Source organism: Azospirillaceae bacterium, from assembly GCA_028283825.1.
Taxonomy (GTDB): domain Bacteria; phylum Pseudomonadota; class Alphaproteobacteria; order Azospirillales; family Azospirillaceae; genus Nitrospirillum.
This window is the reverse complement of sequence record JAPWJW010000005.1, coordinates 133,922-156,336: the sequence shown is the minus strand read 5'-3', so window position 1 is coordinate 156,336 and position 22,415 is coordinate 133,922. Positions and strand designations below refer to the sequence as shown.

9 protein-coding genes and 1 tRNA gene are annotated in these 22,415 nt (G+C 63.8%); 6 read left to right on the top strand and 4 right to left on the bottom strand.

The window, feature by feature from the left end:
• The first annotated feature begins 355 nt into the window (after positions 1-355).
• Together PW843_27490 and PW843_27485 are read left to right on the top strand one after the other, a co-directional pair.
• Positions 356-1,762: a response regulator gene (locus PW843_27490; GenBank protein ID MDE1150309.1), complete on the top strand. Its 1,407-nt coding sequence runs from the start codon at positions 356-358 to the stop codon at positions 1,760-1,762.
• Between the two features lie 165 nt (positions 1,763-1,927).
• Positions 1,928-2,329, top strand: coding sequence for a hypothetical protein (locus PW843_27485; GenBank protein MDE1150308.1), 402 nt, complete (start codon positions 1,928-1,930; stop codon positions 2,327-2,329).
• On the opposite strand, the gene PW843_27480 is transcribed toward PW843_27485, so the two are convergent.
• The gene (locus tag PW843_27480) at positions 2,324-10,942 is read right to left on the bottom strand and encodes a glucoamylase family protein (protein MDE1150307.1); all 8,619 of its coding nucleotides are present in this window, start codon (positions 10,940-10,942) and stop codon (positions 2,324-2,326) included. The genes PW843_27485 and PW843_27480 overlap by 6 nt on opposite strands.
• Positions 10,943-11,724: 782 nt before the next feature.
• Between PW843_27480 and PW843_27475 the strand changes: the two genes are divergently transcribed.
• Together PW843_27475 and PW843_27470 are read left to right on the top strand one after the other, a co-directional pair.
• On the top strand, positions 11,725-12,804 hold the full coding sequence (locus tag PW843_27475) for a fatty acid desaturase (GenBank protein MDE1150306.1): 1,080 nt from the start codon (positions 11,725-11,727) through the stop codon (positions 12,802-12,804).
• 70 nt (positions 12,805-12,874) lie between these two features.
• Positions 12,875-13,750, top strand: a complete 876-nt coding sequence (locus tag PW843_27470) for a transglutaminase family protein (GenBank protein ID MDE1150305.1) — start codon at positions 12,875-12,877, stop codon at positions 13,748-13,750.
• Positions 13,751-13,830: 80 nt separating this feature from the next.
• Here PW843_27470 and PW843_27465 read toward each other — a convergent pair whose 3' ends face one another.
• Together PW843_27465 and PW843_27460 are read right to left on the bottom strand one after the other, a co-directional pair.
• Complete coding sequence (locus PW843_27465; GenBank protein ID MDE1150304.1) at positions 13,831-14,217, bottom strand: hypothetical protein; 387 nt, start codon at positions 14,215-14,217, stop codon at positions 13,831-13,833.
• 105 nt (positions 14,218-14,322) lie between these two features.
• Positions 14,323-14,393 (bottom strand) — tRNA-Glu (locus PW843_27460).
• Between the two features lie 768 nt (positions 14,394-15,161).
• Here PW843_27460 and PW843_27455 point away from each other — a divergent pair.
• Both PW843_27455 and PW843_27450 read left to right on the top strand, forming a co-directional pair.
• Positions 15,162-19,226: a helix-turn-helix domain-containing protein gene (locus PW843_27455; GenBank protein ID MDE1150303.1), complete on the top strand. Its 4,065-nt coding sequence runs from the start codon at positions 15,162-15,164 to the stop codon at positions 19,224-19,226.
• Positions 19,227-19,514: 288 nt separating this feature from the next.
• Positions 19,515-20,432: a restriction endonuclease gene (locus PW843_27450; GenBank protein MDE1150302.1), complete on the top strand. Its 918-nt coding sequence runs from the start codon at positions 19,515-19,517 to the stop codon at positions 20,430-20,432.
• A gap of 208 nt (positions 20,433-20,640) precedes the next feature.
• On the opposite strand, the gene PW843_27445 is transcribed toward PW843_27450, so the two are convergent.
• On the bottom strand, positions 20,641-21,654 hold the full coding sequence (locus tag PW843_27445) for a hypothetical protein (GenBank protein ID MDE1150301.1): 1,014 nt from the start codon (positions 21,652-21,654) through the stop codon (positions 20,641-20,643).
• Positions 21,655-22,415 lie beyond the last annotated feature (761 nt).

Sequence of the window (22,415 nt, the reverse complement as noted above, 5' to 3'; positions counted from 1 at the left end):
GCCGCCAAGTCCAGCTTCCTGGCCGCCGCCAGCCACGATTTGCGCCAGCCGCTGCAAACCCTGGCCCTGCTGCAGGGAATTCTGGCCAAGACGGTGGAAGGCCCCCGGGCACAGACGCTGGTCGCCCGCCTGGACCAGACCCTGGGCGCCATGGCCGGCATGCTGAACGCCCTGCTGGACATCAACCAGATCGAGGCCGGCACCGTGGGGGCAGACACGCTGGACTTCACGGTCAACGACCTGTTCGACCGGCTGCGGGACGAATTCGACTATCACGCGCAGGCGCTGGGCCTGACGTTGCGGGTGGTACCGTGCGGCATGACCAATCCACAGCGACCCCCGCCTGCTGGAACAGATGGTGCGCAACCTGCTGTCCAACGCCCTGAAATACACCCGCCGGGGCCGGGTGCTGCTGGGCTGCCGCCGTCATGCGGATCGTTTGAGCATCGAGGTCTGGGATACCGGCATCGGCATTCCCGCGGACGCCCTGCAGACGATCTTCGAGGAATACCGCCAGTTGGACAACGCCGACCGGGTGCGCAGCCGCGGACTGGGGCTGGGGCTGTCCATCGTGCAGCGCCTGGGGGGCCTGCTGGGCCACGGCGTCAGCGTCCGGTCCCGTCCCGGCCGGGGATCCGTCTTCGCCATTGAGATCGCCCTGCCCTCCTTCTCTCTCGGCGTTGCCACGCCGCCCGCCGCCCAGTCCGCCCGGAAGGAAAACGCGGAACCGGTCAAACGCACGGGGACGATCCTGGTGGTGGAGGATGATCCCGAGGCCTGCGAATTGCTGGAAGTCCTGCTGAGGGATGAGGGGCATCACGTGGTGACCGCGCCGCACGCGGATGCCGCCCTGGAACTGGCGGCCCGCGGGGCGATCCGGCCGGACCTGGTGCTGTCGGATTACGACCTGCCGGGGGAACTGGACGGGCTGCAGATGACGGCGCGACTGCGCGAAATATTCGGGGGTGCACTTCCCGTCATCATCCTGACCGGCGATATTTCGACCCGCACCTTGCGTGACATCGCCCGCTTCAACTGTCTGCGTTTCAGCAAGCCGGTGAAGGTGGTGGACCTGGCACAGGCCATCCAGCGCCTTCTCACCGCGCCGCCGCGCGCCTTGCCGGCCAAGCCCTCGAACGAGCCCCCGACGGAGGCCGTGGTCTTCGTCGTCGATGACGACGCCCATGTCCGCGCCAGCCTGCGCGAGGTGCTGGAGGCCGACGGGCGGATCGTCCGGGACTACGCCTCGTGCGAGGCGTTTCTGGATGCGTATCGCCCAGGGGCCGAGGCGTGCCTGCTGGTCGATGCCAACTTGCCGGGAATGACGGGGCTGGAGCTGCTGGGGCACTTGAAAGCGGCCGGGCACACCTTGCCGGCCGTCATGATCACCGGCAACAGCGACGTGCCCCTGGCGGTGGACGCCATGAAGGCAGGTGTTTCCGACTTCATTGAAAAGCCTGCCAGCCGCGTTGACCTGCTGGCCAGTGTCGACCATGCCCTGGAACGGGCACGGGACGGCGACAAGATGCTGGCCTGGCACAGGGACGCCGCCGGCCACATGGCGGGTTTGACGGAGCGCCAACGGCAGATCATGGACATGGTCCTGGCGGGTCAGCCCAGCAAGAACATCGCCGCCGACCTGGACATCAGCCAGCGCACGGTGGAAAGCCACCGGGCGGAGATCATGCGGCGAACCGGCGCCAAGTCGCTGCCGGACCTGGCACGGCTGGCGCTGGCCGCCGCCTGGAACGGCGGAAACTGATCCGGCTCCTGCACCGATCTGTGGACCGACCGGTAGTTTCCGACCCTCGCCGGCCCTCAAGCTGAGGGATAGGATTGACCCGGTGCGCATGAATCCTTCAGCGTCGTCGTAAGCGGTGGTGTCGTGACGGCTTCAGATCCGTTGTCCGGAAACCCGTCGCTTGGCGTGGAATTCGATGCCTTCCTCTTTTCCCTCGTCGGTGTTGATCGAAACAGCATGCCGGTCAGCGTCCTTTCTGCCCTGGCGCGCCTGGATTTGGATCCATGGCAGGAGGCCGCGATGCTGTCGCGGCTACCCTGGGAGGCGGCTGCCACACGGCTGGCGTCCCTGATCATGCAGTCGCCGGACTGGTCGATCCCACCTCAAGAGGCAAAGCAATTGGCCTTTCGATTGGTCGTTCTTCTGCCCCGCGGGGGAAGTGAACTCCCCCACGCGGCCGGTGTTGATGTCAGGCGGGTGGTTGGCCTGATCAACAGGCTTCCTTTGAAGCCCATCAGCTGGAAATGGTTCCTTCTGTGTACGGCGCTGGCGCTCGCCGTTCTTCAGTTGTTGGGCCAGTTCCTATAGCTGGCCTGATGCCCCCAACCGGACATCCAGCTCGTGGGTTCTGCCGTCATCCAGCAGGGCCAGCCGCAGCGGCCGCGGCAAGAGCGTCTGGCCGTCCAGCGTCGCGGTCAGAACACCCCGTTCCACGCCATCCGCGTTATCGACGTGGATTTCATAACGCGTGGCGCCGTGGCGCACCAGAATATCGAACCCCGGCCAGTGGGAGGGAATGCACGGGTCGAGATGCAGGACGCCGTTCAGTACCCGCAGGCCCAGGATACCTTCCATGCCGGCCCGCTGCAGCCATCCGGCCGACCCGGTGTACCATGTCCAGCCGCCACGCCCCACATGCGCGGGGGCGGCGTAGACGTCCGCCGCCAGCACGTAGGGTTCCACCTTATAGCGTTCCGCCTCGGCCCGGGTCAGGGCATGGTTGATGGGGTTCAGCAGGGCGAACAGGCCGGCTGCCTTGCCACCCTGCCCCAGCGCCGCCAGCGCCAGGACCGACCAAGCCGCGGCGTGGGTATATTGCCCGCCGTTTTCCCTGATGCCGGGCGGATATCCCTTGATATACCCCGGATCCAGCGGCGTGGCGTCAAAGGGCGGGGCGAACAGCAACGCCAACCCGTCGTCCCGCCGCACCAGATCCCGGTCCACCGCCGCCATGGCCAGGGTCGCCCGGTTCACATCACCGGCGTGGGAAAGCACGGCCCAGGATTGCGCGATCGCGTCGATGCGGCATTCGTCGCTGACCGCCGATCCCAACGGCGCGCCATCGTCGAACCAGCCGCGCCTGTACCACCCGCCGTCCCAGGCCTCGCCCTCCAGCGCGTCCTTTATCGTGACAGCATGGGCCCGCCACCGGCCGGCACGGATGGTGTCGCCCCGGGCATCGGCCAGGGGAACGAAGGCCATCAGGGCGGCATGCAGCAACCAGCCCAGCCAGACGCTTTCGCCGCGCCCGGCCTCGCCGACGCGGTTCATGCCGTCGTTCCAGTCGCCGGTGCCGATCAGGGGCAGATTGTGGACACCCAGGGACAGGCTGTCGTCCAGCCCGCGCGCGCAATGTTCGAACAGCGTGCCGGTGCTGTCGGACACGGCGGGGCTGAAGAAATTGTCGTGTTCCCCCGGTGCCAGGCCGGGACCCTCGAGAAAGGGAATCCTCTCGTCCAGGATGGCGACGTCCCCCGTCGCTTCAAGATAATGGGCGGTGGCGTAGGCCAGCCAGGCCTTGTCGTCGGAAATCCGGGTCCGCACCCCCTGGCCGGAATGCGGCAACCACCAATGCTGCACGTCGCCTTCGACGAACTGACGGCCCGCCGCCCGCAGCAGATGCGCCCGCACCAGGGCTGGACGGACGTGGGCCAGCGCCATCCCGTCCTGAAGCTGGTCCCGGAAACCATAGGCGCCGCTGGATTGATAGAAGGCGGAGCGGGCCCAGACGCGGCAGGCCAGCGTCTGGTACAGCAGCCAGCCGTTCAGCATGAGGTCCATGGACCGGTCGGGGGTCTTCACCTGCACCGCGCCCAGCGTCGTTTCCCAGTGCAGATCGACCATGGCCAACACGTCTTCCGGGTCGGTCGCGCGGTAGCGGAGGATCAATTCCTGGGCGCTACGGGCATCGGCGGCGTCGCCGAGGAAAAGCACCATGTCCAGCCAGCCGTTAGCCGCCAGGGTCACAGGCGCCCGCAGCACGCCGCAGGGATCCAGCCCCGCGCCGACGGTGTTGGACAGCGGCTCCCCGCCGTGGAGCGCCATGGGATCGGACAACGACCCATTGCGGCCAATGAATTCCCGTCGGTCGCCGGTCCAGTCGCTCTGGCGTCCGCTGAAGTCGATGAAGGCGACCCGGTCGCCCATGGTCGTGTTCCAGGCGTTGCGGGCCAACAGGGCACCGGTGACGGGATCGATCTCGGTCATCACGAACGGCGCCGAGGCCGTTCGCGACGGGCCCAGCACCCATTCCACGTAGGCGAACAACGACAGGTGCCGTGTGCGGCCAGAGGTGTCGCGCAGGCGCAGGCGGCTGATCTTGATCGGGTCATCCAGGGGCACCTGCTGCAACAGCTCGACCGTCACCCCATGGGCCGTATGTTCGAAGCGGCTGTAGCCCCGGCCATGGCGGGCGACATAAGTGGCGGCGGGATCGCGGATGGGCTGTGCGGTGGGGCTCCATAGCGCGCCTGAATCGTCGTCGCGCAGGTAGAAGGCCTCCCCCGGCCGGTCGGTCACGGGATCGTTGGACCAGGGCGTGATCTGGTTTTCCCGACTGGACACCGACCAGGTATAGCCGCCGCCGTCCGCCGCGACCTGGAACCCGAAGCCGGGATTGCTGATGACATTGATCCAGGGCGCCGGGGTCGCCTGCCCCGGCCCAAGGACGACGACATACTCCCGCCCATCATCGGCGAACCCACCCAGACCGTTGAAGAATTCCAGCGGCGGCACGCGTCGCGACATGGCGCCCGGCACCGCCGAGGCCTGGCGGGCATCCGCGGTCCCGGACGCCCTTTCCGGGATCGCGGGTTCCGGGGCCCGGTCAAGCTGGTCGGAAAGGCGGCCGCGTTGGCCCACCAGGACCACCCGCGCCACGGACAGCAGCAGGGCGCGGGAGGCAGGGGGCAGCAAATCGGCCCGCAACAGGAAAACCTGGCCCTCCGGCCCCGCGACATCGATCTTCGGCCGCGCTTGGCTGGACCGCACCAGCGCCTCCAGCGCGACCTGAAGATCCTGAACGTAGGACGCGGCGCGGTCGTTCAGGATGACGATGTCGACCGCCAGCTTTTTCAGCCGCCAATATTCATGCGCCTTCAGCAATTGGCGGGCGATGTCCAGATGCTCGACCTCCGTGACGCGCAACAGGGCGATGGGTAGGTCGCCGGAAATGCCATGGGGCCAAAGCCCCGACTGGGCACCGACACCGCGCTGGATGGTATCGGAGGATGGGCGCAGGGTGGGGGTGGCGTACAGCAGATGGCCGGCGAGGCGTTGGAATGTGCCCGCTTCGCCCGGATCGATGCCCAGGTGATGCGATTGCACCTGCGCCTGGGTCCAGGCCAGCGTGGCGGCCCGCGCGAAGGCGCTGGCGGTGCGGTGCGCATCGGCAAGGCCCAGCACGGCCACCCGGCTGGGGCCAGCCATGGTCCAGAAATCGATGCGCGCCACGGTGCCGGGCGCGACACGGATGCGGTGCCGCAACGCGAAGATGGGGTCCAGCACCGTGCCGGTGGTATTGCTCAGGGGCCGGCCATCCATCACCGCGGCCGACGCCCGACAATCCCGGTTCCGGCCCAGAAAGCGGGCCCTGTCGGTCTCGACCTCGGGCCCGCCCACCACCTCGCCGTCGACGACGGCCAGATGGGCCGCCCAGATTTCAGGCTCGGCCGGCGCGCGGCGGCGGCGTGTCGCGAGCACGACCCCGACATCGGGCAGGTACTCGGTCTGGACGAACAGCTTGGAGAAGGCGGGATGGGCCAGGTCGGCGGCATGGGGGGCCAGAACCAGCTCCGCGTATGACGTCACCTCGATTTCGCACGGCCGGCCGCCGGTATTGTAAAGGGAAAGACGCCGAACCTCGGCCGCGTCCTCGCCGGATACCAGGACGTCCAGGGTGGTGGTCAAGGTGCCGTCACGCCGGATGAACTCGGCACGGTCCTCCTTGAAGGTGACGTCATAGGCGTCGGGCTGGACCCCGGTGGGCTGGAAGGTCGCCGACCATACGTCACCGCCGGCAACATCGCGCAGGAAGATGTAACTGCCCCAGTCGTCACGGGTGGCGTCCTCCCGCCAGCGGGTCACGGCCAGGTCGCGCCAGCGGCTGTAGCCGGAGCCGGCGGCGGTGATCATCACCCCATACTGTCCGTTGGACAGCAGATGGGTGGCGGGGGATGCCCCATATGGCGAGGTGTAGTGGCGGCCCCCCGCCAACCTGACATCCGATGCGGCAACGCTGGCGGGCGTTTCCGAAGCCATGGGGCGGGCCACGGCCACGTCGCGCGGCGTACGCTCCTGCAACAGCAACTCCGCCGCCCGGATGATGGGTTCCGCGTGGAACCGGTTGCGCATGACACCATCCAGAAGCGTGTCGGCGATGGCGACGATCGTCATGCCCTGGTGATGGGCCATGTAGGCGCGCACAACAGCGACGCCTTGCCCTTCCGGCAGCCGAAGGGCCGTGTAGTCCAACGCCTCGTAATATCCGTAACGGCCCCGGGCGCCGACGTCGGCCAGCAGCGTCAGGTTGCGGACCGCCGCCGTGGGATCGACCATGGCGGCCAGCGCCGTGGCATAGGGTGCCACGACCGTGCTGTCGCCCAGGCCTCGCTTCAGCCCCAGGCCGGGCACGCCGAAGTTGGAATATTGGTAGGTGAACTCAAGGTCGCGGGCGTTATAGGCGGATTCGGAAATGCCCCACGGGACATTCCGGGCCTGCGCAAAGTCCCGCTGCCGCCGCACGATCAGCCGGCTGGTCCGCTCGATCAAGCTGCCGGCCGGCGCCCGCATGACCAGGGAAGGCATGAGGTATTCGAACATCGATCCGGACCACGACACCAGCGCGGCCCCATAGGCGACCGGCGTGACGGTGCGGCCCAGGCGAAACCAATGGCGGGCGGGAACGTCGCCCTTGGCGATGGCCACGAAGCTGGCCAACCGCGCCTCGGACGCCAGCAGGTCGTAGCAACTTGAATCCAACACGCCTTCGGGCACCAGATAGCCGATGGACAGCAGCATGCGCTCCCGGTCCAGCAGGAACCTGAAATCCATGGCCAGGGCCATGGACCTGGCGGTTTCCTCCAGGATCGCGAGGCGCGCAAACAGTCCGCCAGCCTCATCGCTTTGGCCGGTGAGATCGCGAACGTGGCCGGCCGCGCAGCGCTGAACGGCCACCGCCCAGAACCGCAGGTCCACGTCGGCACCGCCAACGCTTTCCTTGCCCCAGGCGTGGGTGGCGGCGACCAGCATGTCGGCCTCGTCCGCCAGGGCCGTCAACCGCCCCGCCAGCGCCTCCCCGGGCTGCGGGTCCCGTCGTAGGCTTTCCTTCATCTGGATGAGCGTGTCGCCCAGGTGATGCCACGCCGCCGTGGGGTCCCGCTTGCCGGCGTCCAGCCGCTGGGCCTCTTCAGCCGCAACGTCCAGGGCGTCCGCGATGCCGGCCAGGCGCCGACAATCCTCCAGCGGCCGGCGCCGCCAATCCGCCAGGGCGTTGGCCAGCGCGATCAGGTGTCCCGCCAGGTTGCCGCTGTCGACCGAAGAGACATAGGGCGGATCCAACGGGCGCAGGTCCCGCGTGTCGTACCAATTGTAGAAATGCCCCCGGAAACGGGCCAGGTTGCCCATGCTGGCCAGCGTCGCTTCCAGGCGCTCGACCGCCTCCAGCGATCCCAGCCAGCCGAAATCGCGGGCGCTGGCCACCGACAGGAGATAAAGGCCGATGTTGGTGGGCGACGTCCGGTGGGCCAGGACCGGGGCCGGGTCTTCCTGGAAATTGTCCGGCGGCAACATGTGGTCGTCCGGCGTGACGTAACGCTCGAAATACCGCCAGGTGCGGCGGGCGATCCGCCGCAGGACGTCGGCATCCGTCACGGAAAAGGCCGTTTGCCGGCTGGCGTGGGAAGGCAGGCTGACCCAGCGGGCCACCACCGGCGACGCCAGCCAGAGTGCTGAGAACGCGGCCGCCAACGGCCAGTTCCCTGCACCGGACAGCCAGGCGACGGTCAGCGCGACGCCGGCAGCGACCGGCCCCGCCATCATGCGGTGGTAGAGCGCCGGCAGGCCCAGGCGCGGACCGACGGTGGCCTGCGCCGCCGTGACCCATTCCAGCAAATGCCGGCGGGTCACCGTCAACCGGACCAAGGTTCGCCCGATGGCGTCGGTCATCAGCCAGGCACGGTGCGCCAGGAAGGTGACCCGCAGTGCGGAAAGGGTGGCGGCCAGCCGCACATCCCCCGTCAGCGCCCGCAGATGGCTGCCCAGCATGATTTCGGCCCGGCGCGGCACGATCACGCCCATGAGCGGGATAAAGGCGGGCATAAGCAGGGTCACCACCACGAAGATGGTCCACAGCAGCGCATCGGCAAACGGCAATGCCCAGGCGCTCAAAAGGGTCAGAACGGCGAAGGGCGCCGACAATGTCCGCCGCAGGTTGTCGATCATCTTCCAGCGGCCCAGGGGCGGGATGCCGCCTGGGCCGGCACCGCCGGACGAAAGGCCCAGGATCCAGGGCAGCAATTGCCAATCGCCCCGCGCCCAACGATGGTCCCGCACGGCGGCCACGTCGTAACGGGCCGGGAATTCCTCGACCACCTCGATATCGGAGACGAGGCCGGCACGCGCGTACACACCTTCAAGCAGATCATGGCTGAGCAGGGTGGAGTCCGGCACCCGGCCGGCCAACGCCGCCTCGAAGGCATCGACATCGTAAATGCCCTTGCCCGCGTACGATCCTTCGCCGAACAGGTCCTGATAGACGTCGGACACGGCACCGGCATAGGGATCGATGCCACCGACGGCGGAATGGGTCCGCTGGAACAGCGAGCCCTCATGCCCAATGGGCAGGGAGGGCGTCACCCGCGGCTGCATCACCGCATGGCCTTCGACCACCCGGCCGGCGGCCGCATCGAACCGCGGATGGTTCAAGGGATGCGCCATCTTGCCGATCAGGCGGCGCACCGCGTCGCGGGGAAGCCGGGTATCCGCATCCAGGGTGACGACGTAGCGGACATCCGGGGGCACGGCAGGCGGCCCAGCGGGAATGGTCCCGGCGACCGCGATGAACGTCGTATCTGTGTCGCCCCGCAGCAGGCGATTAAGCTCATGCAGCTTTCCCCGCTTGCGCTCCCACCCCAGCCATCGCCCCTCCCCCTTGTTCCAGACACGACGGCGGTGCAGCAGCAGGAAACGCTCCCCCTGCCGGGACGCGGGGAAACCGTGACGGCGGTTGAGATGGGCGATGCCCTCGGCGGCGATGGCCAGAAGCGCCTGGTCGTCCGCGACCTGTTCGCTGCCGGCATCCGTCCAGTCGGTCAGCAGGGCGAAATAGAGGTCGCCTTCCGGGCTGGCGAGGTAGTGGACCTCCAACTGCTCCAGCAAGTCCGTGATCGCCTGGGGGGTGGTCAGCAGGCAGGGAACGACGACCAGCGTGCGCAGGGTGGCAGGAACACCCTGGCGAAGCGCCAGCGCCGGCAGCAAAGTCGCGCCGAAGCTCGCCAGGGCGGCGCGGTTCACCAGGGCCACCGCCACATCGATGGTGGGGATCAGTCCGAATGCCGCCAACAGCGCCAGCACCCCGCCGTTCAGCCCGATGGCGATCGAGCCCAGCACCGGCATGGCCAGCAGGATGGACGTCGCCAGCATGATCGCACCGCCATATCCCCCGATGCCAAGCCGGCGGTTCAGGCGGCCCGGCCAGGCGCGCAGGGGCGGCCGATAGCCGATTTCCGCTTCAAAAGACTTTCGCCCACCGGCGATCAGGTAATATCCGGGATCGTCCCGGCCAGTCCCCTGCCCCCACGAACCGGCTGAAACGGCGCGGCGCGCGATGTCGGTCTCGCTGTGCCCCGATCCTCGCGCCAGCGCCTCAATGGCGCTGCGATACAGATTGCGGGTGGGGAAATCCATCTCGCCGAAGGCGCTGCCCGCCTCCAGGATATCATCCACCAGGCTGATCCGCTCCACCAGTTGCATCCAATCGACGTCGGATATCAGCCGCATGCTGGTGACGATGTTGCGTACGGTGACGCTGGCGGCCCCCTGGCGCTGATGCTCGTCATGCACGACAGCGTCAGCCGTGGTTGCCTGTGTCGCCAGCCGCTGATCCAGCCACGTCAGCGCCGGGGTGACGCGGGGGTCCTGATCGCGCAGGCGGTAAATCAGCTGAACCGCCAAGGCGTGGGGCAATATCCCCTTCTCATAAGGCGCCAGCACGGCCGCCACCGGTTCCGCCTGGCGCTCGCTGGCACCCAGCAGGCGATCAGCCAGCAGGTCGGCCGTTTGCCGTTCGGCCCGGTTGCGGATGGTGGCCTCCGCCAGCCGCCGCAGGTTCTCGATCAGCACGATGCGCAGGGTGATGGGCAACGCCCACAATTCACCGATGGTCAGCGCCTGGACCTCTTGATAGGCGCGCACGTAACGGCACAGCATATTCGGTTCGAAACGGCTGTCCGTGTGGGCAACGAAAGCCCAGGCCAGACCCAGGATGCGCGGATACCCCGGGAATGGACCGTCCGACAGCTTGGGCAATTGCCGGTAATATTGGGGCGGCAGGTCCGTGATGACCTCGTGGATCTGCCGTTCCACCAGGTGATAGTTGTCGATCAGCCATTCGGCAGCCGGCGTGATCGCATCCCCCGCCCCCGCGGCTTTCACAAGCAGGCCGTGGGCCCGCAGCAGCAGGGCGGCATTGTCCGCCAACCGCGTCGCCAGCGGCCGCCCGGCCGTGGGACGGGGCGTCACCGGCTGGGCCAGGGCCAGGCTGCGCGCATGTTCCTCCAGCCGGTCGATGCTGAACAGTTCGGCGCGGATGGGGGAGTGGTCGTCCCAATCCCCCTTCCGACCGGTGCCATCGAACAGCCAGCGGGGTCGGCGGATGCGATCAGTGAAGGTGCTCAGGTGGAGGGCAATGGATGATGATGCCAAACTGCTTGATCTCCTGTTGGACCCGTGGGGCATGCATCCGATATCGCCGGTCTTAAGCGCCGGCCTCACAGTGCCTCTTGTGCGTATTGCCGTCCGAAACGCCGGCAGGCCGCCCCATTAGTGATGGCAGGCGGACAACGACCAGGGGGAAGCAGCGGTTCGAAGCCCAGCTAAGGATATCGGCCAGCATTTCTGCGGCTGTCCGGCCATCCGCCGTTGCCGCGTGGCCCGCCGCTTCACGCCCCACCAATCCGAAGACCGCCGGAGATGGGAGATGGGCCGGACAGGTGTTTGTCCACCCCCGACGAAAGGGCCTGCCCCCGCGAAGGCCGTGCGCCTCGGCCGGCCTAACAGTCGATCAGAGGAAGCTGGGTTGGGATTATTGAGATATTCTAAGTATACTGAGCGACAGGAGAATAGAGCCAGCCTCGGAAAATACGGATGGGCGTTGGAATTACACCGATCCAGTAGTTCCTGGGCCAGGACGGCAAAGGCTGAACCATCCCCCTCAACTCGCCACAATCCGGACCGGAGGGCCGTGCCTAGGTATTTTCCGATCCTACCGGCGGCGGGGGCCGCTCTCTATCCTGGCGCGTCTGGTTCAAAGTCCCCGCTCGGGGCGAAGGACGCGGTGCACCAAAGATCCCCTGTGCGCGGTTGAACCGCTGACGTGGGCGTGGCCGTAAGCCCCCCACCTGCCTTGAGCGCCCCTCCCACCGTCATCTGCCAGCGGAAAACCACATCGGCAAAATGATACGCAATCGGGAAATGATGCATTGAGCGTGAACAAGGTTGGGGCCGGCCCGCCGCACCACCCGCCATCGCCGCCCGGAGACGCAGGCGCCGCCCTTCGCCGGGAGACGCGGGCCTATGAGGAAGTCGATCCCCGGCGCAGCCTGTGGCAGCTGGTGACGACCATCCCGCCCTTCCTGACGCTGTGCGTCCTGATGTACCTCAGCGTCGCCGTCTCCCCCTTGCTGACTTTGGGATTGGCGCTGCCGGCGGCCGGGTTTTTCGTGCGCATCTTCATCATCCAGCACGATTGCGGCCACGGCTCCTTCTTTCGGGCGCGATGGGCCAACACCCTGGTCGGCGTCTTTTGCAGCCTGATCACGCTGACCCCTTATTTGATGTGGCGCCGGCAGCACGCCGGCCATCACAGCCATTGGAACAACCTGGACCGCCGTTTCTCAGGCAGCGACATCTACTCCGGCTGCCTGACGGTGGCTGAGTACCGCCGCCTGTCGCCGATGCGGCGGCGGATGCAACGGGTGATCCAGCATCCGTTGGTCGCGTGGTGCCTCGTGCCACCGCTTGTCTTCCTGCTGCTGTATCGCCTGCCCTTCGACACGCCCGCCGACTGGCTCAAGGAGCGGCGGGCCCTGCATCTGACCAACGTGGCCCTGCTGGCGGTTTATGGCGGGCTAGGGTGGCTGTTGGGCTTCGCCACCGTGGCGCTGGTCCAGGGGCCGATCATCATCGTCGCCGGGATGGTGGGCGTCTGGCTGTTTTCCGTCCAGCATCGCTTCGAACAGGCGTTGTGGGCGCGCCAAGAGACCTGGCATCCCGTGTCGGCCGCCCTGGAGGGCAGTTCCCATCTGAAACTGCCGCGCGTTTTCCAATGGTTCACCGGCAACATCGGCTTCCACCATGTCCACCATTTGAATCCCCGCATTCCCAACTACCGTCTGGAGGCATGCCATCGCGCCATTCCGGCATTCCAACGGGCTCATGTCATCACGCCTCGGGCGGGCCTGCGGGCCTGGCGGGCCGCCCTGTGGGATGAGGGGACGGGGCACATGGTCCCCTTCCCCAAGGAAGCGGTGATTGCGACCGTCGCCCGTGCCGGGCGGAAGGGATGAGCGGACCGGACTGGCCGCGCCCGCACCCCGACGGTACGCGACTTCCCCCATTCACCGGAAGGTCCCGGACATGCCGCTGAAGGTCTATCACCGAACCAGCTACCGCTATCACCAACCGGTCAGCCTGGGGCCGCACCACCTGATGTTGCGCCCCCGTGAGGGCCGTGACCTGCGCCTCATCAGCAACATGATCACCGTCACGCCAACGGCGACCCTGGGCTGGACGCAGGATGTCTTCGGCAATGCCGTCGCCAAGGCGACCTTCGAGGACATGACTGATACCCTGGTGATCGACAGCGTGGCGGAATTGCAATTGAATGCCGCGCCGTGGCCGGTTTTCGACATCGCCGCCAGCGCGATCCGCTATCCGTTCCGCTATTCCGACGGCGAATTGAGGGACCTCGGCACCTTGGCCGTGCGCCAATACCCCGATCCGGTCGGCCGGGTGCGGGAATGGGCCCAGGCGTTCGTCCGGTCCAACCCCACGGACACGCTGGCCCTGCTGAAGGATCTGTGCGCGGGCGTGTCCAGGTGGATCGCCTATCAGGAACGCCAGGAGGAAGGGACCCAGTCGCCGGTCGCGACCCTGGAACGCGGTTGGGGCGCCTGCCGCGACTTCGCCGTCCTGTTCATGGAAGCGGCGCGCAGCCTGGGGTTCGGCGCCCGGATCGTTTCAGGATACCATTATGATCCGGACGGCGTGGGCGCAGGCCCCCAAGACGCGCCTATGCGAGAAACGGGGACGACGCACGCCTGGGCGGAGGTCTATGTGCCCGGGGCGGGCTGGATCACCTTCGATCCCACCAACCAGACCGTCGGTGGCGCCAACCTGATCCCCGTGGCGGTGGCGCGGGACATCAGCCAGGTGATGCCGGTGACCGGCAGCTATTCCGGCCCCACCGAGGCCTTCGCCGACATGAAGGTCGAAGTCGTCGTCACGTCATGAGCGGTGCCTGCTCGGCACGTCCGCCCCGCAACCAGATTGTAAATCGGCGAGATCAAATGACCCCGTCGACTCCAATAAAATCAGAGGGATACCGCGCCGATCAGCGACCGATCTGCATGCCGATTTACAGCCTTCAGGACCTTCAGTCCCTCAAGGGTGCTGACTAGCTCGTCGCCAATCGCAAGGTCAGGCAACATTTCGCTGAGGGTTTGGCGGATGACGGGGCCGTGTGCTGCGAAGGCGGTTTGTGTGGCCAGCGCTTTGCGCGCGTCGCTGAATAGCTGCTCCGTCAGGGCGTCAAGCTCGCGCTTCTGCCGCAGCGCTTCTTTGCGGCTGTCGGTTCCGAGGCTTTTGCGCCACTTCGCCAGGCCACCAAAGGCGGCCCTCAAGTCGGTCGGAATAGAGCGCTCATAGCGCCACCAACCGCGCGTATTTTCGTGTAGAAAACGTTCAGGGCCCTTGGTCATGCGCTCCGGAATTCCCAGCAAAATCCCAACGAAATTCCCAGCGGTTTAACGCTGCGAAGTTCGACGGGGCAATAGCTTAGAGAATCCGCGACGATGCCAAAACGATGGCGTCCCCTAGGGGATTCGAACCCCTGTTACCGCCGTGAGAGGGCGGAATCGTGCCGCATGACGATCAAAGAAGTGGCGGATTTCCTGTATTCTGTTGTCGCTGGGAGATGGCGAACGTCGGTTCTCGGTGTGTGGCACTGTCCCGCATTTGTCCCTCAGATGGGGCCTTTGGAACCCGAGTGCAGGCTTCCCGAACACGAATGAAGCCGCATGAGGAGCCGGACAAGCGCGACTCATAAACGATGGAGGTCGCTTTTAAACTTGTCCTGGGCTTGGTCACCCAACTGCATGGTGCTCCAGCGGGGAGCATCTCGGGCCTTGAACGGAGGTTCAAGGCTTGTTTACACCTCATGTGAAACTCGAGATTTTCTTGTAAGAGTTGTATTAAAATCTCCGCTCCAATGCCGATTTGCTCGCGACCAATTTCCCTGTTACGGGGGGCGGAAGATTTCAGAGCGAGGAAATGCGCCGATTGGCCTGATCCAGATCAACCCCCGAAAATGCAACTGAGGGTAGGCATTCGAGGGCGTTTGTCCGATCGCGCGATATTACAGCAGAACGTCTGATGGGAAGATACATCTACCGTCTCGGGGCACCGCCGGCCATGCCGTCCATTACCTGCGTTCTCCGTCCATGGGCGGCCATCGAACTCGTCTCCCCACCGACGCCCGCCCGATGCGACCGCAACCCCGCAATGGCTTCAGTTCAACGCACTTGATCTGGCGTCAATATGATCACGGTGACGTGAGAAAATGATCGCGGGCATCAGCGAGCGGTAACACTGGAGGGACGCTGGAGGGCAGGTTCCGCGCGGCCAGAAGGAGCCAGCCTCCGGAGTGCACACCTTGGAGGTGTTGCGCCTTTCCCACCGCACAGCTAAAATGTGTGCCATGGTTGAGGCTCAAAAATACGCACAGCTTGCGAAGACCATAACCGACGGCCGTATTGCTGCGGGCATGACCCAAGCCGCCTTGGCGCGAGTGCTGGGGATCAAGCAGCAGTCCGTCAGTCGCTGGGAAAACGGAACACATCGCCCGTCCATTGACCAGATGGGCCCCCTGGCCGGAGCCCTCAAGCTTGAGGAAGCTTTGCTTGTTCGGTTAGGGCAGGCCGATGCCTTGCCAGCTCTGACTATCGCGCCTCATTTGCCGCTGAACACGCTTGCCCCTGAGATGTTCGAACGCTTTGTTGGCGATCTGGTGAGCTATCTCTACCCGACCCGCAATACACGCGTACAAGGCGGACGTGGCCATGACCAGAGCGGCTGGGACGTAATAACGACCGGCGACGGTGAGACTACCGGCATACAATGTAAGCAAGTCGAGCGCCTCGGGCCGGCGGAAGCTCGTCGTGTGATCGCGGCGGTCGATCGCCCCGTCGATCGCTCCATTCTTGCACTCAGCCGTGTCATCAGCCCGGCGACAGCCGGGGCCCTCGAGGAGGCAGGATGGGAAGTCTGGGATCAGGACGACATCTCGCGCAAGGTTCGTCAGCTGCCCGGCGAACTCCAAGACAATTTGATCGACAGCTTCTTTCGTGGGCAAAGGCTGACCCTGCTCGGCCGAGATAATCCCGGTCCCTGGGTCAAGATCGATCGGTTCTTCGCGCCGTTCACAAAAAATGCAGGAGCCTTCACGCACGACTGGGAATTGGTCGGCCGCGAGACTGATCTCGCGACACTCAATGCCGCGCTTGATGGCGATCAACCCGTCGTCGTCGTCTCGGGGCCTGGTGGCATGGGGAAGTCTCGGCTGATCAAGACAGGCGTCGAGCGCTATGCCGCTGACCACCCGGCCACCCTTGTGCGCTTTCTATCGTCGGTAAGCGATCCAGATCACAAGTCGCTCGAGGCGCTCGGTACGGGCCCGAAGTTGCTGGTCGTGGACGATGCCCATGACCGGGAAGGCCTGCCGCTGTTGATCGACTTTGTCACTGATCCGGCGAATAAGGCGCGTCTTTTACTGGCGACCCGTCCCTATGCTGAACAGCGCATACGAAACGACCTCGCCCGGTTCGCGATCTTAAAGCCAATGGAGATCAGCCTCGCGGTCCTGTCGAAATCAGCGATGAAGGAACTCGTTGCTCGTGCTCTCAAGAGGTTCGGGGGCGACGAGGCCTGGGTCGATGTCGTCCGTCGCATAGCGGCCGACAACCCGTTGGTCGGTGTTATGGCCGCACGGGTCATTGCCGAGCAGGAACTGTCGCCCGAGATGGTGGGCAGCGCGGATGAGATGCGCGCGGTCGTGATCCAACGGTTCACCCAGGTGCTAACCGGGAAAATCGGTTCGCCGGACGACAACCGCCTTCTTCGCGATATGCTCGGTCTGATCGCGCTCCTTCAACCGGTACGCATCGATGATCGCGAAATCGGCCAATTGCTGGAATCAGTGAGCATCCATTCCGCCGCCGACGCGACCCAGGCGCTCAAGCTGCTGATTGATGGCGGCGTGCTCTACAGACGTGGCCGCTATTATCGGCTGATGCCCGACCTACTAGGCGACTATCTGATTGATGATATTTGCGTGCAACAGGATGGTCGTTTGAGCCTCTTTGCCGAGCGAGTCATCAATTCCGTTAATGACCGCCTGCTTGCGCAAGTGATGGTCAATCTCGGTCGGCTGGATTGGCGACGCAATGACGGTGATCCTACCGACAGCAGGCTGCTCGACGCGGCCTGGGCACGTCTCCACGATATCGATCACGATTGGGATCCCCGGATCGAAGCAGCGCGCGCCGCAGCGATCTATCAACCCGCGCAAGCGCTCCGGTTTGTCAGTGATCGCCTGCGTAAGGGTAAAGGCCTCCGCGATGCAGCCCAGATCCTGTCGAACATTGCCTACACCGAACGTTATCGTGTCGAGGCACTCCAACTCCTCTGGGGTATCGGACGAAACGATAAGCGAGAGACTGGGGCAAATCCCAACCACCCGATCCGGGCGCTTGCTGAACTCTGCGAATTCGGAGAGCACAAGCCGCGCCAGTTCAACGAAGAAATCGCCGCTTTCGCTTTCGAACTTATGGATGACGATCGAGCGTGGGAGAGCGCGCATACCCCGTTCGAAATCGTTGCTCCGCTCCTCAAGGGGACAATCGACAAATCCCAGGCGCGCGCGCGCGGTATCACGCTGTCGAGCGCTTTCGTCATCTATGAATATGCGCGACCACTGCGCGCGGACATTATCAATCGCATCATCGCGCTTCTGGAGCACACCAACCCCCGGATCGCGGGCAATGCCGGCCGGTATCTGCATAACACATTGCTGATGCCCTACGGCTTCGGTGGCATGTCGCCACCTGAAGAGCTGCGGAACCAGTATCAGCAAGAATTTGTGGCGACGATCGATCGCGTGGCCACCCTGATTGAACACAAGCGCCTGTCGACGACGACGATGCTTGCCGTCGCAGACTCCGTTGACTGGCACGCCCAATATGGCGGCGGGCCACCAGGCGAGGCAGCCGAACGTCTTCTCAGACTTCTTCCGGGGAGCCTCGAATTTCGTCTACGTGCGGCCCTAGTTGATCAGGCTCGCTTCGCCTTTCACGGTCAGACCAACCACGAAGCCGAAGAGGATGATGTTGAAAAGTGGCTTCCGGCGCTGACGAGCGAGTTGCGGGCGGAATGGCGGGAACCCGAGCATCTGCTTGATCAAATCGAAAATGCTCTAACCGACCTTGCGCAAGCCGGGATCGGCGACGGTTCAGCCTATATGCTGGTCAATACGCTTGTGCAGGGCGATTTACCGCTCGCACGCGCCCTGCTCCGTCGAGCCAGCGCCGATCCCCGGTCGGCTTTGCGCAACTTTGTTCGGGCATCCATGGCTGAGATGCTGAACCGTGAGTCTGGCGAGGGGCGTACTCAGCTGGAAGGTTTCCTATTACGTGATACCGATATGGCAGCGCGCGTGGTTGATGCGCTCGGCAGTTTGAAACGGCAGCTTGCTGCACCTGACCTGGTTCTTCTGCGCCGCGCCATTTCCAGCACTGACGTGACGATATCTCATTCTGCCCTAACGGCGCTTCGCTGGATGACTGACCTTCCTGATCGTCAGGCCGTAGATTTGGCTCTGCTTGCGCCTTTCGAACTGACACATGAGCTTCTCAATGATGTAGCCTCGTTGCTGCTCGACCGGCACCGCAAGCTCGTAACGCTACTTGATACTGATGACGTCGAGAATCTGTTGGCGCGCATGCGCAACATCAAGAATTTCGAAGGATATTGGGTGGAGGCGCTGCTTGGCGAATTTGCGGAGCATTTCCCTGAACTCTTCGCGGATTTTCTCTTCGAACGAACCGATCGTGCCCTGGGTGATAGCGAAGGCGCCGTAGAACTGCTGGGTTATCGCTTTTATGAGGGAAAGCTCGGCTTCCACAAATCGGCCGAGGCCGCGCGCGTGCTAGACCGAACCTGGACCTGGCTGCGTCGCCACGATAATGACGACGGGTATCATGTTTACCGCGCGGCCGAGCTCGTCGCGCGCATGTTCAACATCGACGACGACATCGTCGTTGAATTCCTCGATGCGAAACTCGACGCTGCAGGCGCGATCGAACTGAAGTGGATCGCCAAGCTCGTTCGGCACACGCACCATCTCTTCCCCTTCAAGCAACAGCGCTTTGTCGAGCGCTACCTTGATCGCTGTGCAGTAGTTGACATCGATATGCTGCAACGGGGAACAGATGCGCTCGCCACAGCCGCTGTATCGGGAATGAAGTCAGGCACGCACGGCGAGCCGATGCCGCGCGATCTCCAAGCTCGGGACGATGCCCGTAAGGTCCTTCGGTCAATGCCACGACTGGCACCGGCCTACGCGCTCTATGAGGTGATATTAAAGAATGCCGAGCGCGACATCGCGCAATCGATCCGCGAAGGACAAATACTCGACGCAGAGGAAGAGGAATGATGGGCTGGTGGGCGCGGAAGAAACTACGCCAGGAACGCGGAATCTTCGACCAACTGAAGGCTAACGGGGTTCTGTGGTTTAAACGTAGGTTGACGACAGGCCGTTTCTCGACCATTATGTTTTTGATCTCCCTCTTTGTGACCGCACATGTAGTTCATTGTCCGTTCGAATACTCGAACTCCGCAGTCGTGATACTTGCCAACCTCTCAGGTCTTGCGAGCACGGTTTTTTGCCTACTCGTCGCAACGGCAGCGCGCAACTGCCCCCAATCGCGAGTGACGGCGACAAATGAGCGCTGAATGGAAAGAATTCGAGCTCGCCGTAACCGAACTCTGCAAAGCCATAGCGCCGGATGCCAAGGTCACGCATGACGCGATGATACCCGACATCGATACTGGATCACCTCGGCAACGAGATGTTTGGATCGAAACACGGATTGGTGGACATTTTTCAGTAAAAATTCTGGTTAGCTGCAAGAATTATACTCGGAAAGTCAATGTACAACAAGTAGACGCTTTTATCGGCGAGTTGGCTTCATCCGGAGCTAATGTTGGCGTAATCTACAGTGCATCTGGCTTTACAAAAGACGCGCTAGCCAAAACGAAGAGGCGAGGAATATCGGCGTGCATCCTCCTGGCTAACCAGCCGCCACCGGTCCCCAATGTCATTACTGTCGAAGTCTATTTTCTGGACGAGCGTATTCATCTGGTTGCACAAGGAGTGACGGGCCCGGTCAATTGGCCGGATCTACTTAATGCCGATGGCGAGATTGATGGCAAGACGATGCCTGCGCACCAGGCAATTGCGACATTGTTTTCGCGCGACTCGCCTGCCTTGTGGCCCGCGCTTAGCGGCAAGGTAATGCCAGTGCGGCTGAGCCTCATCACTCTGCAAGCGGCGGCTTCAGCTGAAGCTATTAGCGTCGGCGTCGAAAGCCAGTGGGTGGTGTATCGGGCGCGGGCCGAGGCGTGGCTCGTCAACGGGTCATACAATTTCACCGGCGGAGACTTTAAGGGCAGCTTCTCAACACCTTCTATCGATACGTGGAGCTCTGACCCAGGCCCAGGCTGGGAGCCGATCGGCGCAGATGAGATTGGCGGCGGCAGCGCAATCAAGCTCTACCGTGCTGTTCGGGATATCGCCCCACTACTTGCGGCAATGGCATCTGGTGCGCCTTCTGTGCCTGATCGAACGCCGATGGCCTGAGACCAACGATATGCGATTGCGCTGGAACCACGGCAGCAACTTGGCCGTCATCTTCGACAGCAAGGAACCCGTTGATATAGGTAGGTGTCCGGCGCAAATTGACTGTCTGGGATCGATTTATCGGCCCACCAAAAATGGCCGCGGTCTTCAAAAATCGGCATGCCATCTCCTATCTCGGAACATGTGCATGTGCGTGTTGCCCAACCTGTCAACCAAGCGACCCGCTGCCGAATGCCTTGGCTTCGACATTAGGCCAATTCGGGGGCAATTCGAAGATTTCGGCAAGCGTGCTGCCGGCCTCGTTGAGCGCGATGGAATCACCTTTCGGTTCGATAGAAGGCACCTTAAAGCCGAACCCCACGGGACGGCTCGCCCAAAAGTTCTTGATGAACACAGCGTCGCGCTGAGGCACCGACCACGGATCCAAACAATTGACGGCCAGTACTGCGCTCAACCTGGTGCATTGCGGTCCCTTCGGGCCGTTCCATACCCCATCCGGCCTGTAATGCACCTCAGGTTGGCCGCTGCCGGCCCTGGGGACGCGCATCACCTCGGTGCCGTACAGCGCCTCAACAGCGTGTTCCAGCCTAAACGACTGTTCCATTGCATTGATTGCGACAACCAGCGGCAAATCAGGGGTCCCATATCGCCCTGCCTTGCGAAAGAGGGGTTCCCGGATGGTATCCCAAGGCTCCGTGGCCTTAAGCCCCTGCACCACGAGGCCGGTGGCCCGCCCCGTTTCGGTGCCCCTGGTGTTCCGTCGGGGAATGGGCCGTAGGTATAAGACCATGTCGTTAAGGTCCTCCTTCCTCAGCGGGACATCCTCGGGTTCTGCCGCTTCGACCTGCGCGTGGTCCAAGGAAGCAAGCCAGTCTGTGACCCGCTTGACCAGGGCAGTGAGTCTGACGGGCCGAGACGGCGCTCCGATTGGCTCGACCGCGAGCATAAAGTCGGCGGACCGGATATTGTCGAGTGCCCTGAGCACCTGATCGCGAAGGGATTGCGGCCCCACCTCCTTATCTGAAATGCCCCGAGAAACGACACATTCGAGATAGAAGCGCTCCGCCCCCGCCTCCACTAGGAAATCGGGCCTCTTCTGAGTGCCGTTGATCTTTGGCTCGATCTCCAGAACCCGCATTCCCACGCGGATGCACCAGTCGTGGACCAGCAGTTCAAATACCGCATCGGAATAGGAGCGTTCCGTGCGGAGACGATCGACCAAAGGCTTCCTACTCGCCGGCGGATATCGGCTCATCGCGTCATTTAGGAAGGCTCGCACATTCGCCGCCTCCGGTCGCGCTGAGCTGTTCAGATAAGTGAACGCCGGCTCTCCCGGCAGCGATAGACCTTCATAGGTCCTTAGTTCATCTCCAAAGATCACTCCAGTGCCTCATGTGAGATCATATTAGTTAGGAGAATGATCATGTTCTATTTCCCCACCCGACAAGGGGTGGTTTCCATAGTACCGGCTCCTGGTGGCCGGTTTCAGGTGATGTTCCAAGGTGAATCCCTAGGCTCGTATCATCATCCTGCTGCGGCGGCCGATGACGTAGCTGGCGGGCACACTTTTACGCCATCCAGTGGAATCGACCTTGGGCGACTGGGTATTCCGCAGGATTTAAGCGAATGGTCCCGCAGCTCACCTCGGTGATGATGGTACTGCAGAAGGGCCGCCCACTGCCCGCCACCGAACGGATCCTGCCCCACGATGCGGATTGGGTAGAGAAAGCGTTCAGGATATAGTCGATGAAGAAGGCTGGCGCCTGACCAAGTGTCACCAGCGCCAAGCCGAATTAGGTGACGACATCTTCAGGCCGGACTCATACTCCAGCCCCTGGAAACTGTGAAGACCAGTCTCCTGCATCCAACTGGCCATGGCACTGCGCGGCAATTCAAAACTGGAAATGGACGATGCGACAGATGCAGGGGCGCGCGCGTCGCGGAAGGAACCTCGGGGCACCAATCGCGGCATACGGCAGCCCC

Excerpts from the sequence above, each read along its gene's own strand:
- PW843_27465 (MDE1150304.1), bottom strand. The coding sequence starts at position 14,217 with ATGACCAAGGGCCCTGAACGTTTTCTACACGAAAATACGCGCGGTTGG.
- PW843_27490 (MDE1150309.1), top strand. The coding sequence starts at position 356 with ATGGTGCGCAACCTGCTGTCCAACGCCCTGAAATACACCCGCCGGGGC.
- PW843_27450 (MDE1150302.1), top strand. The coding sequence starts at position 19,515 with ATGAGCGCTGAATGGAAAGAATTCGAGCTCGCCGTAACCGAACTCTGC.
- PW843_27470 (MDE1150305.1), top strand. The coding sequence starts at position 12,875 with ATGCCGCTGAAGGTCTATCACCGAACCAGCTACCGCTATCACCAACCG.